The organism is Arthrobacter phoenicis (genome assembly GCF_047238215.1).
Taxonomy (GTDB): Bacteria; Actinomycetota; Actinomycetes; order Actinomycetales; family Micrococcaceae; genus Arthrobacter.
Window position 1 is genome coordinate 1,099,661 of record NZ_JBDFMK010000001.1, and the last position, 12,448, is coordinate 1,112,108.

Genomic DNA, 12,448 nt, shown 5'->3' on the forward strand with positions numbered 1-12,448 from the left:
GGCCCCATGCCCACGATCGGCGTAGCTGACGTACTGATCCGACCGTCTTTCAAGGGGCTCCAGGAGAACGTAGGGCGCGAGCTAGACGGCGTCGGCGAGCGAGCTGGCGATAAGGCTGGCAAGGGATTCGGCGGCAAGTTCACCGGGGCTGTAACCGGCTTCTTCGGCGGCGCGATGAAGGCCGCAGGAATCTCCGGCGGCCTTACCGTTGGGGCGGCATTCGGCACTGCGCTCTTCAAGGGCTTCGGCCGATTGCAGGCCATCGAGAACGCCAAGGCAAAGCTCTCTGGACTCGGCCACGACGTCGAGTCCGTAACGGCCATCATGAACAACGCGATGGCCGCCGTGAAGGGCACGGCGTTCGGCATGGACGAGGCCGCGACCGTGGCAGCTGGTGCGGTCGCGGCCGGTGTGAAGCCGGGCAAGGAACTAGAACGCACGCTGAAGCTGACAGGCGACGCAGCGACCATCGCTGGCGTCGGCATGGGCGAGATGGGTGCGATCTTCAACAAGGTCGCGTCGTCGAACAAGATCCAAGGCGATGTAATTGCCCAGCTCAACGATGCTGGCATCCCCATCATTCAGCTGCTCGGCAAGGAGCTCGGCAAGTCTGCCGAGGAGACGGTCAAGCTCGCGTCCGAGGGCAAGATCAACTTCGAGACCTTCCAGAAAGCGATGGAGGCTGGTCTTGGTGGCGCCGCACTGAAGTCGGGCGAAACCCTGCAGGGCGCCTTCAAGAACACGATGGCTGCCGTCAGCCGCATCGGAGCGAACCTGCTCAGCGGCGTCTACCCGAAGATCCGCGACTTCTTTGCGGGCGCGATCGAGTGGATGAAACCGCTCGAAGAGGGGGCGAAGGTTGCCGGCGCCCGCGTCGGCGAGTTCGTTGATCAGGCGATGGTCGGCGCCCAGGGGCTCTACGACCTGATCGTGAAGGGCGACTATACGGGGAAGCTCGAAGCCGCGTTCGGCTGGGCTGAGGACTCCCCGTTCGTGGACTTCCTGCTGCGTGGGCGAGACGCGTTCTTTGAAATCGCGGGTGGCATCAAGACGTTCTCTTGGGGCCTGCAGTCTAGCCGCGAGGATATGGACTCGTTCGGTGGGACCATTCACCCCTTGATGCAGGCCGGTTTTGACCTGAAGGAAGCCCTGAAAGGCGTCGGTTCCTACATCAAGACCGATCTGGTGCCCCAGCTGCAGGCCATGGGGCAGTGGGTAAAGGACAACAGGGACTGGCTAGAATCACTGGCCATCGGCGTCGGTGGTGCGGTCGCCGCGTTCAAGATCTACACGACAACACTCGCCCTCCACGCCCTTGCCACCGGGGGCCTCGCTGCTGCTCAGACGGCTATGGCGTGGACGGCCATCGCGGCATCCTTGGCCTTCTACCGGCTGAACGATGCGATGCGGTCCAACCTGATCGGCATCATCGTTTTCGCCGTGATCGGCCTTGTCACCGCGCTGGTCTGGTTCTTCACGCAGACAGAGATGGGCCGGGACCTCGTCAAGAACGTCTGGGGCTTCATCCAGTCCGTGATCGGCGGCGTCGCCGACTGGTTCACCAACACTGTCGTGCCCGGATGGAACGCGGCGATCTCAGCAATCGGCGGATTCTTCTCCTCCCTGTGGACGGATTGGATCAAGCCGGTATTTGACTGGATTGCTGGTGCCGTTGGGGCAGTTGGTGACGCATTCGGGGCACTGTCGGAGGGCGCCGGCCAAGCATCATCCGGGGTGGGCTCAGCCTTCGACTGGCTCTACAACACCGTCATCAAGCCTGTCTTCGGCGGGATTTCCGCGGCCGTCAAGGTCGTGGGTGACGGGTTCCGGTCCTTCTACGAATCTGCCATAAAGCCGGTTTTCGATTCCGCGGCCGTCATCATCGGCGGCTTCCTGCTGTTCTTCCGCGGCGTCGGCCAGCTCATCGCCTCGGTCATCACCTACGTACTGGCGCCGATCTTCATGGTCTTCTGGAACCAGATGATCGCCACCTGGACCGGGATCGGCAACACGATCGCGGACTGGTGGAACTTCGCTGTCGGCATCTTCAACGGTGCCGTTGGTTTCATTCGGGACGTGTTCGCTGCAGCCTTCACCTGGCTGCATGACGTCGTGATTGTCCCGGTATTCAACGCCATCGGATCGACCATGCAGTGGGTCTGGGATTTCGTGGTCAAACCCCTGTTCGACTCGTGGGTAAACATGCTCACGGTCGTGATCCCGTCAGCCCTGAACTGGCTCTACGTCAACGCGATCCAGCCCGTGTTCAACGCGATTGGGTCAGCGGTGAGCTGGGTGTGGACCACCATGCTCAAGCCCGTCTTCGACATGCTGACTAACTGCTTCACGGTGGTCATCCCGAACGCCGCCACCTGGATGTACTCGAACGGCATCAAGCCGGTGTTCGACGCAGTCGGGAACGCGATCAAGTGGGTTTGGGAAAACGTTATCCGGCCCGTGTTCGATGCCCTCTCGAACTTCATCACCAAGACGATCCCCGATGCTTTCGACGCAGGCGTAGGTTTCGTCAAAACAGCGTGGGACAAGCTAATCGACATCGCCAAGATGCCTGTTCGGTTTGTCATCGACACGGTCATCAACGACGGCCTGATCGGCGCATTCAACACAGTGGCCGGTATCCTCCCAGGCATCGACAAGCTGCCCCGGGTGGCGCTTCCCAAAGGGTTCGCCCGCGGCGGCGTGCTGCCCGGCCAGTCGTCCTGGCGCAACGGTGATGACCAGCTCGTCCCAATGCGGAGGGGCGAGGGCGTCTACGTCTCCGAAGTCATGCAGGATCCGTACGAACGGGCCCGCCTCTACGCGATGAACAAGGCCGCCATCATGGGCCGGAAAGCATCCGAGGCCAGGGCGCTATTCGGTGAAGGCCTTGCCAAGGGTGGAATCGTGAGCCCGCTGAAGCAGCTACTCGAGACTCAGGGCTACAACCGGGTCCACAAGGGCGTCGACTTCGCGGCCGGCGTGGGCACTCCGGTGTTCGCTACTGAGGCGGGACGTGTTTCCTGGTCCGGCCCTGGTGTTCAGTCGCCGGGCGTCTGGGGCGGCAACGAGATTCACATCGACGGCCAATCCGGCATTCAGGAGTGGTTCGCTCACCTCTCGTCCATGGCGGTGAAGGTTGGCGATATGGTCCGCGGTGGCCAGCAGATCGGCCTGTCAGGCAACACGGGCATCTCGTCCGGACCTCACCTGCACTTCGGCACCTTCTCCGGGGGGTGGCCGAACGACATCGACCCTCACGGATATCTGGCTGGCGCCGGCATCCCATCCGGTGGCGGGTTCAACCCGCTCGCCGGGATTATCGATGGGCTGCTGTCGAAATTCCGGGACGCTTTCCCGGCCGCCGGGATGATCGCTGACCTCGCCATCGGCGTGGGTAAGAAGATCTTCATGAGCGTCTCGGACCTCATCACGGGCGGCGGGAAGGGTTCTGCTGCCGGGGACCCCGCCCTATACGACCTCGGCGGCATCCTGCCGCCGGGCGTATCGCAGGTGGTCAACCGCACCGGCAAGCCGGAGGCGATCCTCAACCCGCAGCAGTGGGCTGACGTCCACCGCATCGCCACGCAGTCCGCCGGCTTCGACAGTGACGCTCTCGACCGCCTCACCGAGGCAGTCCGGAGTGCCCGCCAGATCATCATCCCCGACATGTCGTCGGACCGAGCCAGGGTCATGGCCTTGTCTCGGGCAATGGAAGGAGTCTGATGCGGCTAGATCGAGGCATCGGTTGGTCCCTGAACGGTTTCGACCTTTCAGGGACCGACCCGGCTGGAGTCCGCTGGCTTGTGAAGGATGTCGAAAACTGGGACGACCCTGCGGCAGCGAGGGGCGGTGTAACGCCGAATGTATACGGTGACGGCGGCAGGGTGGAACCGACGTTCCTGGAGCCGCCGGCACTCGTCCTGAAGGCGCGGCTGCTGGCTCGGACGCGGGCTGAGGCCACCAGTGCACGAGATGCGTTCAAGGCGGCCATACCCGTCCGGACATTAGCCCCTCTGGTGCTGGTCGACGGCGGCGTGATGAAACACCGGATGGTCAAGCAAGAGGGGCGACCTTCAATAAAGCAGATCACCGACCATCACGTGGACATATCTGTCCAGCTCGTCGCCGCTGATGTTCGGTTGCTGGCTGGGGACGGTTCGGGGCCGACGTTCATCGCCCGCCCGGCCGGACTGCCAAAGGTCACAGGCGGACTCCGGATAGTTCCTCCCGGTTTGCTCTTATCCCCCGGCGGCATCCGGGTCGCGGCAGTCGTAGCCTCCGGCCAGGTCGTCCTCGGCACATCAGGGAACGCTACACCGCCTGCCCTATTGCGGATCCGAGGGCCACTGCCGGACTTCACGATCACAGCGACCCTCGGGGACGCCATCCAGGTACAGCGGTACATCGAGCCTGTGCCCGCTGGTCAGTACGTCGACATCGACCTCGACCGGCGGGTGGTCCGAATCAACGGGAACGTCTCGCGTCGGAACAAGCTCGTCGGTCCGTGGATCGTCCCGGCGGACGGGATGACCTTCAAATTCGATTCATCCATTCAAAACGACATTGCCTCGATGGAGCTTTTCGCTTCGAGCGCTTGGAGGTAGACCATGCCTGTTGACGCACTCACCCCGACGTTCATCAACTCCCCGGACACCGTTTCGGGCCCTGCCTACGACGCCGAGACGCTGCGGCGCGACTTTGGCGGCCTGGTAGCGGCGGGCGCCTCGGCGGCGGCAGCCCGCTCCGGTGTGCTGGACCCGCGCGCACTCGTCCCGTCCCTGTCCGGCCAGAACGTCCAAGTCGGCCCTGGCCCGTGTGTGGCCGGCACCGGCAAGGGAGCGTACTTCTCCGGCGCGGCGACCGTCCTCACGGTCGACACCCTGACCCCGGCGGACAGCACCAACCCGCGCCGTGACCGGCTCGTATTCGAGGTCCTGGACCCCGATAACGGCGGCTCCACGGCGCGCAAGGCACGCTTCCGGCTCATCACCGGCCAGCCGTCACCTACGGCACTCACCGGAGGCGGCTACCCGGCCGACCCGGGCGCCGCGGACGGCGTGTCGACGTTCTTCAACATCGCGGACATCGACATGCCGAAGAACGGCACCGGCAACCCGACGATTACCGACCGCCGGCCCTTCACCGCAGCCGCCGGCGCGCCCGTCAAGGTCCGCAACCAGGCCGAGCGTGACACCTTCCCGAAGTGGGATGGGCTCGCGGTCGAGCGCATGGACAAAGGTGGCCTGATTGAGCGTTGCTACGGCGGCGCATGGATCGGCGCCGCGGATTCTGTGCTGATGCTGCCGCCGGACTCTGGCTGGACTGTTTCCGGCGGCTTCATCAAGACACGGACCACCGGCGGCCTGACCCTTGTGCAGTGCGTGGCCCGCGTGACCAGGACCGCTACCGGCAAGGACTTCTCCATCAACGGGAGCTTCGGGAGCCTCCTTGTTGGGGTCGTGCCTGACGGATGGCGCCCCGTCGTACCGGTCGACTCCTTCTGCACTCTCAACGATGGCTCTGCGGTGGGCAAGGCTGAGCCCGTTGTGCGCGTCGGAACAGACGGCACGATGGCCTTCCGCATCCCGGGCGGCGCGACGATCGCTGCCGACACGGGCTGGTACTTCACGTTGACCTCTAGCTGGTGGCAGTAGTAAGGAGCGGCATGTCGTACCGTTTCAAAATCTGCGAACTCGTCTCCGGCGACTTCCTCAACGAGTACCCCATGACCTTCGATGGGGACCTTTCCCGGCTGCTACAGGCATACGGGGAAGGCACCCTCTCACTTCCCCTGTTCGATGAGGACGGCGCCCCGGTGAACGAGAACTGGGCGCAGGACATCCTCCCCTGGCGGTCCCTCATCCTCGTCGTGGACGAAGATGACCGAATCGTGTGGCACGGCATCCCCTACCGGCGCCCGAAGACCCTCAAGAGCATGGTGAAGTACCCCTGCCGCACGATCGAGGCGTACTTGATCGAACGGTACGTGCCCACGATGTCCTTCCGCCAGCAGGACCAGACGTCAGTGATCTTCCGGCAACTGATCGCAGTGGCCGGGGACAGCATCGGCATGGAGTACGACTGCCCACCGTCCGGCAGGCTGCGGGACCACGACTACGCGGACGACGAGAACGCCCGCGTGTACGACCGCGTGAACGAACTCGCCGCCCTCATCGACGGATTCAACTGGACCATTGACGTCGTGTGGGGCGATGACGAGCACACGTTCGTCCGCAAGATCGCCCGCACCGGCTACCCCTACCTGGGCAACCGGGACGAGAACCCGGCGCATTTCTTCGAGCTCGGGCAGAACGTCGAAGACTTTGATCACGACGACGACTGGTCCTCCGGGAACGCGGCCACCCACGTCGTGGCGATCGGCGAGGGTGAGGGCGACTCCAAGGTCATGTCCTCGCCGGTTATCGACGTCGAACGGGAAGCTGCCGGCTGGCCGCGCATCGAGGTCCGGAAATCATTCTCCAACGTCAAGGAACAGTCGACGATCGACTCCCATGCCATGGCGGTAGCGGCGCAGTTGTTCGGCGGCCAAGAGGTCATCGAGCTCAAGGCCCGGAACCCGGGTTTCGGCGAAGACTTCACCCGGCTCGGCGACTTCGCACTCGGCGACACTGCCCACGTCATCATCGATTGCCCGTCACTGACGCTCGACAAGGTGTGGCCCGTCGTCGGCTGGTCACTATCCCCCGAGAACGGCGTGTACAAACCAGTGCTGGCACAGATCGGAGGCTGATGGAAACCTCGCTCATCCCCCGCCCGTTCTCCCCCACGGACGCTAAACGCCGGGCAGAGGAAAACGCCCGGGAAGCTGAACGCCGGTCATCGGCCCGCAACGCATCAAGCTCCACCATCGGGGCAGGCGGAACACTCGACCTGCTAGGCGACATCAACGTCTCTGCCGGCGGCACCGTCCGCGTCATCGGCCAAGGCGTCACCGATGCTGGTGTGCCATACGAGGTGTACTCGAAAGTCGGCACCTACGAAAATGTCGGCGGCGCCGGCACTTACCTATCCCCAGGGATCGAATTCGGGTCCGGCATCTTCGGCAACAGCGCCGGGGCGCGTATCTATACCCGCAGCGGCAATGACATCTTCATCTCTGGGACGACCGGCGATAACAGCACGAACCTCTCGATCGGAGGCTCATTCAATGCTGGCGTCCAGCCGCAGGCCGGCCCGACAGCAACTAACCTGAACGTTCGCGTTGATGGCGTTGACCTGGGCTACACGAATAGCGATTCTGTCTCCGAGGCGCGCTTCAAGATTGATTCCTCTTCTGATCCGGCTGGCGTGTTGAATATCGGGCACTTCACCTGGCGCGCAACCTTGTTCGCCCGCCTCCGCACCAAGCTCGGCGGGAAGCTTTGGCTGGAGTCCAACAGTGCGGCGGGGGCCTCGGCCATCGTCATGGATGGTGCCGGGAACATCGACCTGCAGACCACCGGGGCGCTAACCCAGAACGGCGCCCCGATAAGCGGCGGGTCCGGGGCGGTGTCTTCGGTCGCGGGCAAGACCGGAGCCGTAACCCTTGTGAAAGCCGACGTTGGCCTCAGCAACGTTGACAACACCGCTGACACCGCCAAACCGATCAGCACGGCCACGCAGACCGCGCTAGACGCTAAAGGCCCGCGGATCCTCAAGCACTGGGAACGCTCCGGCACGACCTCAACACCAGACAGCACCGTGTGGGGCCCGGGCATCATCACCGCAGACCCGAACGTGTCCACGGACACCGGCCTGCTCACCATGATCAGCCAGGACGTAGCCCAGATCCGTGACACCGGGACCTATGCGATCAGTGTTGGCATGCGCTTCCCGTCCGGCGTCACAGCAACGAACTCACGCTCAGCTATCTCGGTAGAACCCATGTCCGGGCCGATGTTCTGCAAGGGCCCGGTGATCCAGACCGACGACCAGGGCGCCGGGTCAATCCCCAACATCCGCCTAACCGCCGGCCAGCAGTTCCACATCTACATCGTCCAAATCAGCGGCGCTACCCGCGTCATGTCCTACACGATCCGCGTCACCAAAATCAGCGACTAACCAGGAGACTCTGTGCCGCACATCAGCATCACGATCAGTAATCCCAACGGCACGCAGGTCACCGCGGCCGGGACAGCGCCCGACACCGCGGCCGTCGACATCGCCCGCCAGCTCGTCGACATCCTCGCCACCAGCGCCACAACCGAAGATGCCCCTGCCTAGCCGGAACCTGGAGGCCCGCGTGTGGACCCGCAGATCGTCGAGCTGGCCAAAGCTCTCACCGCCCCCTTCGTCGCCGCCGGCGGCGTCACAGGCTGGTATCTCCTCTACCGGCGATTCGACAAAGAACGCGCCGAGTCACTGCGGGCCGACATCGCCACGGCAAACGCCGAGCGGGAGGCGGCCCGGAAGGAGCTGCGCGAGGAACGCGCCGACCACAAACTCACCCGCGAGGAGCTGCGGGCCGCTGAGGAAACCATCGACCAGCTCCGCGACGAAGCCCGAGGCAGGACAGCATGAGCCAGCACACACACCGTAAACCCTTCCCGCCCCGGTGGGCCTTCTTCGTTCTCGCCATCGTCATCGCGCTGGGCGTCGGCTGGACCGCCTACAACCAGGTCTCGGCGATGGCGGAGCGCAACACCGCCCAGGCCAACAGCCAGACCCTCGCCCAGGACATCCAGACCGTCTGCGCCAGCCAGGGCCGGCTCCTGGTCAACGACCGGGACCTCTGCGCGAAGGCCGAGCAGGTCCAGCAGAACCCGACCGAGGCGATCCCCGGCCCCAAGGGTGATCCCGGGCCGCCCGGCCGCGACGGAGTTGATGGGGTCGATGGCCAATCAGTTGCTGGGCCAAAGGGCGACCCAGGCAAAGACTCAACGGTCCCCGGCCCGGCCGGCGCTGACTCGAAGGTCCCCGGGCCGCGGGGTGAGAAGGGGGCCGATTCGACCGTCCCGGGCCCGGCAGGACCACCCGGCCCTCCGGGCGCCGACTCCACAGTGCCAGGCCCACCGGGCCCGGCCGGCCAGCCGGGTCCGAGAGGCGAGCAAGGCCCCGCTGGCAGCGGCCCTTCCTCGTTTACCTTCACCTACCTCGGGATGCCCTACACCTGTACCCCGAACCCGCCAGGTTCATCGACCTACACCTGCTCAGGAGGCACACCATGAGGCCCGTATCCAGCGAGTTCGACATAACCCAGGGCTTCGGCTCCCTAGCCACGGGTGGAGTCGTCGGGGACCCGAAGGGGACGATGGTGCAGGTGCTTGTCTCCATGTACGGGGACTACCAGCACGACGGCCACGCCGGCACGGATGTCGGCTGCCCGGTAGGCACCCCAGTCCGGGCGGCCCGCGCCGGGACCGTCGTGCTTTGCGACTGGGACGTCAACCTGCCCGGCGACGAATCATGGTCCGCATCCGGCTACTTCCAGCGCTTCGCCTTCTACAAGCGCTTCGGCGGCCGGCTGCTCGTCATCAAGGTCGCCGAAAACGACTACGACGTATACGCCCACCTGTCCCAATGGAAGGTCAGCTACGGGCAGAAGGTGGCGGAAGGCCAGCTCGTCGCACTCTCCGGCGACAGCTCCGCCGGCAAGGATGGGCAACTCGGCCCGCACCTACACACCGAACGCATCGTGGACCTGACCTACTCGACCGGAGGCGGACGAATCTTCGGCCGCATCGACCCCACAACCGTGTGGGGCGAAGGGATTGCCGCTATGGGCGGCGCCGTCACACCTATCAGCCAGGAGGATGAATTGTCTGCACAATTCGAAATTGATGCCCGCGGAGAGTTTGACAAGCTCCGCAGTTTCCAGACCGATGTCCGCGGGGTACTCGACGAGATCAAGAACAGCGTCAAGGGCCTGCCCGCCCTCGACGTCGACCTGCGTGGCGACCTCGCCAACAAGGGCCGGACGCTGGCCAGCCTCGCTAGCCAGTCCGCGCCCGCAGACCCGGACGCGATCGCTAAGGCTGTCGTGGATGCCTTCGGCGGCGACATGGCAACGCTCGTGGCTGATCGGCTGAAGGTGGTCGTCAATGGCTGACCACCGCGCAGAGCCCACATCCACCCAGGAGCGCAACCCGCGCTCCGCAGTCCTCCGCACGGCACTCGCCGTCGCAGTAGCGGCGTTCCCGCTGCTGAACGGCGTCCTGCTGGCAGTCATCGACGCTCTCAAGCCCTACGAGGTCTACCTTCCCGGGTGGGTCTTCATCGGCCTCAACGGCACGCTTATCGCAGCTACCGCTCTGGCCGCCGTCGTCACCCGCGTCCTGGCCGTGCCCGGCGTCAACGAGTGGCTGCGTAAGTACCGCATCCTCCGCTGGTTCACGCCGGAGGATCAGCAACTGAACTGACCAAGTTATTGACTCTGGTTGGCCACGGCCAGTACGTTTGCCGTGACTCTCCGGTTCCCCAACCATTCGGAGGGCCGCCTCCTGAAACGCCCCTGCGCATGCAGCCGCCCCCGGCTAGCGCGGGGGCGTTTCTTGCGTCCGAGACTGGGCGACGGTGGACCATAATGGAGCGATCAGCTGAGGGGACTTGCCTCTCGCATGACCAAGGAAAATGTTGGGGGAATTCGGCGTGGAAAAGAATGAGCAGGTTGGCGAGCTCACGGATGGATTGGTCCAGCTGCGCTTCTCCGATGAGGCGGGCACCATCCACGACCTTAATGCCGCAGAGATGGCAGAGGCGCTTCAGGGCCTAGTGGAGCTGAACGCCCAGATGGCCAAGGCTGGTCTGTATGGAGAGGGGGCCCATCCGGAAATTCGCGTGCGTCCACCGGAAAAGGGCTCTTTCATCATTGAGGCCGTCGTGCAATGGGCGGCAGCCAACCCTGAGGGCGCCGTCAGCATCTCAGGCTCAGCGGGCGCGGCCCTGACGTGGGCCATCGGCACAGGCGTGAAACTCGTGCGGGGTGACGTCGTCGACGACTTTGATTACCTCGACAACGGCAACGTGAAGGTCAAGTTCAAGAACGGTAGCCCCGAGGAGGTCCCCCGGAAGGTTTGGGAGGAGCTCAACACCAAGAAGCGCCGCACGCGGAAGACGTTGAGCAAGATCATGGCGCCGCTGGGTGATGACGCTGATCTGCTGGAAGTGAGAGACGGTGACGCGACCGAGACCACGAGCCAAATCATGGGCGCGGCACCGGACCTTGTCGTCGGTCGTGACGACTATCGAGCCGCAGTACGAGAAATTGACGACGTAGAAGAGCGCGAGTCGGACTTCGAGGCCGAGGCTCAACTCCGAGCGATCGACTTCCGGCGAGGTGAGAAGTGGACCGTGAAGACTCTCCACGGAACTCGCAAGGCTAAGATAGAGGACGAGGAGTTTCTACTTCAGTTGGATCGCGGCTTGGCCCTCCACAAAAACGACATTTTCGATGTTACGATCCACGAAGTTATCACCACCAAAAACGGGCGAAATTCTACGCAATGGTCTCTCACAAAAGTTTCCCGCAAGAGACGAGGAGCAGATGATGACAATCAGGATTCCTCACCACAAGAGCCCGACTCGCCGGAGCCGGCACCGGAGGATTGACACCCTCAGCTTGGCAGTTCTGTTCATAGCTGTCGTTTCGATAGCCGTAGGCTTAGTCGGCATCGGAGTGCGGGGGACAACACCGCTCATACTGGTTGCTCCCACTCTTATCGGATGCCTGGCGATCTCCAAGCTCTATCGGTAGCGCAGCTGCGGTTCCGTTTCAGAGCGCCCCACCCCAAGCGGGGTGGGGCGCTTCTTTGCGTTATGAGACGCTACGCTGCGTTAGACCCGGGAGCTGGCCGGGCGGCGCGTTCCTCACTGATGGGAGTGCTGAGCGCATCCCACTCTGCGCGGTTCCGTTCGTGGGCGGCTGTCGTCGGCCGTGCCGCTGTTCGGCCGCTGAAGATCTTCGCCAGCGCCCGACGGATCGGACCGCGGCCGCAATATACGCATTGGCCGCTGAGGCTCTGACCGGCCAGGTTTCTGACGAAGTGATGTGAAGTGCAAGGCTGTGCCTTCATGATTCCCCCAACGAATTTAATCCGCTGAGCTTAACGGCCGTCGTCTTAAATTAAAACCCCCAGATGGCCCGTAATGTTGAAGTATGCCCAGCTTCACCCTCGACGGCGTGACCTACACGTACACCCAAGAGCCACCTGGACGCCCGGCCGAGACCCACTCATGGCAGTACGGACGCTACCCAAAGGTCAGGGTCACTCTGTGTACCGTGCCGCTGCCCCTGTCCGTCTACGCGCTCGCCGCCCGCTGGAATGGCGATTCAATCCTTGTGGAGTGGGAGGACGATGACCGTCGAAAGCACTGGACCTGGGTAGACGGCGCCGCAGTCGAGCGTGCCACCGCCTCCGAGTGGGACATATGGGAGTACCACAGATGTCCGGAGAACCTCCGCGGCGTGCGCTGGGGCGACCGCCTACCCGGGTTCCCTCCCGCCTAGCGA

The 12,448-nt window shown here is 63.9% G+C and carries 12 protein-coding genes; all 12 read left to right on the forward strand.

Annotated features, from left to right (window positions below):
- Positions 1-6 precede the first annotated feature (6 nt).
- On the forward strand, positions 7-3,723 hold the full coding sequence (locus ABC337_RS05045; protein ID WP_412885018.1) for a peptidoglycan DD-metalloendopeptidase family protein: 3,717 nt from the start codon (positions 7-9) through the stop codon (positions 3,721-3,723).
- Entirely contained in the window at positions 3,723-4,604 is an 882-nt protein-coding gene (locus tag ABC337_RS05050) for a hypothetical protein (protein ID WP_412893211.1), read from the forward strand. The genes ABC337_RS05045 and ABC337_RS05050 overlap by 1 nt, the downstream gene beginning before the upstream one ends.
- A gap of 3 nt (positions 4,605-4,607) precedes the next feature.
- Positions 4,608-5,654, forward strand: a complete 1,047-nt coding sequence (locus ABC337_RS05055; protein WP_412885020.1) for a hypothetical protein — start codon at positions 4,608-4,610, stop codon at positions 5,652-5,654.
- An 11-nt stretch (positions 5,655-5,665) separates the two neighbouring features.
- On the forward strand, positions 5,666-6,751 hold the full coding sequence (locus tag ABC337_RS05060; RefSeq protein ID WP_412885021.1) for a hypothetical protein: 1,086 nt from the start codon (positions 5,666-5,668) through the stop codon (positions 6,749-6,751).
- On the forward strand, positions 6,751-8,061 hold the full coding sequence (locus tag ABC337_RS05065; RefSeq protein ID WP_412893212.1) for a hypothetical protein: 1,311 nt from the start codon (positions 6,751-6,753) through the stop codon (positions 8,059-8,061). The genes ABC337_RS05060 and ABC337_RS05065 overlap by 1 nt, the downstream gene beginning before the upstream one ends.
- Positions 8,062-8,073: 12 nt before the next feature.
- Positions 8,074-8,223 carry a hypothetical protein gene (locus tag ABC337_RS05070; RefSeq protein WP_412883275.1) on the forward strand — a complete coding sequence of 50 codons (150 nt, stop codon included), beginning with the start codon at positions 8,074-8,076 and terminating at the stop codon, positions 8,221-8,223.
- Positions 8,224-8,244: 21 nt separating this feature from the next.
- Positions 8,245-8,520 carry a hypothetical protein gene (locus tag ABC337_RS05075; RefSeq protein WP_412883276.1) on the forward strand — a complete coding sequence of 92 codons (276 nt, stop codon included), beginning with the start codon at positions 8,245-8,247 and terminating at the stop codon, positions 8,518-8,520.
- The gene (locus tag ABC337_RS05080) at positions 8,517-9,167 is read left to right on the forward strand and encodes a hypothetical protein (RefSeq protein ID WP_412884905.1); all 651 of its coding nucleotides are present in this window, start codon (positions 8,517-8,519) and stop codon (positions 9,165-9,167) included. The genes ABC337_RS05075 and ABC337_RS05080 overlap by 4 nt, the downstream gene beginning before the upstream one ends.
- Entirely contained in the window at positions 9,164-10,048 is an 885-nt protein-coding gene (locus ABC337_RS05085; RefSeq protein ID WP_412884904.1) for a M23 family metallopeptidase, read from the forward strand. Before ABC337_RS05080 ends, ABC337_RS05085 begins: the two co-directional genes overlap by 4 nt.
- The gene (locus ABC337_RS05090; RefSeq protein WP_412884903.1) at positions 10,041-10,358 is read left to right on the forward strand and encodes a hypothetical protein; all 318 of its coding nucleotides are present in this window, start codon (positions 10,041-10,043) and stop codon (positions 10,356-10,358) included. Before ABC337_RS05085 ends, ABC337_RS05090 begins: the two co-directional genes overlap by 8 nt.
- Positions 10,359-10,587: 229 nt before the next feature.
- On the forward strand, positions 10,588-11,547 hold the full coding sequence (locus ABC337_RS05095) for an LAPAL motif-containing putative phage structural protein (protein ID WP_412884902.1): 960 nt from the start codon (positions 10,588-10,590) through the stop codon (positions 11,545-11,547).
- A 547-nt stretch (positions 11,548-12,094) separates the two neighbouring features.
- Positions 12,095-12,445 (forward strand): hypothetical protein, encoded by a 351-nt coding sequence (locus ABC337_RS05100; RefSeq protein ID WP_412884901.1) that lies wholly within the window; start codon positions 12,095-12,097, stop codon positions 12,443-12,445.
- Positions 12,446-12,448: the final 3 nt, after the last annotated feature.

Bases quoted from the DNA above. Each gene is read 5' to 3' on its own strand.
- ABC337_RS05045 (WP_412885018.1), top strand. From the start codon at position 7: ATGCCCACGATCGGCGTAGCTGACGTACTGATCCGACCGTCTTTCAAG.
- ABC337_RS05050 (WP_412893211.1), top strand. From the start codon at position 3,723: ATGCGGCTAGATCGAGGCATCGGTTGGTCCCTGAACGGTTTCGACCTT.
- ABC337_RS05055 (WP_412885020.1), top strand. From the start codon at position 4,608: ATGCCTGTTGACGCACTCACCCCGACGTTCATCAACTCCCCGGACACC.
- ABC337_RS05060 (WP_412885021.1), top strand. From the start codon at position 5,666: ATGTCGTACCGTTTCAAAATCTGCGAACTCGTCTCCGGCGACTTCCTC.
- ABC337_RS05065 (WP_412893212.1), top strand. From the start codon at position 6,751: ATGGAAACCTCGCTCATCCCCCGCCCGTTCTCCCCCACGGACGCTAAA.
- ABC337_RS05080 (WP_412884905.1), top strand. From the start codon at position 8,517: ATGAGCCAGCACACACACCGTAAACCCTTCCCGCCCCGGTGGGCCTTC.
- ABC337_RS05085 (WP_412884904.1), top strand. From the start codon at position 9,164: ATGAGGCCCGTATCCAGCGAGTTCGACATAACCCAGGGCTTCGGCTCC.
- ABC337_RS05090 (WP_412884903.1), top strand. From the start codon at position 10,041: ATGGCTGACCACCGCGCAGAGCCCACATCCACCCAGGAGCGCAACCCG.
- ABC337_RS05100 (WP_412884901.1), top strand. From the start codon at position 12,095: ATGCCCAGCTTCACCCTCGACGGCGTGACCTACACGTACACCCAAGAG.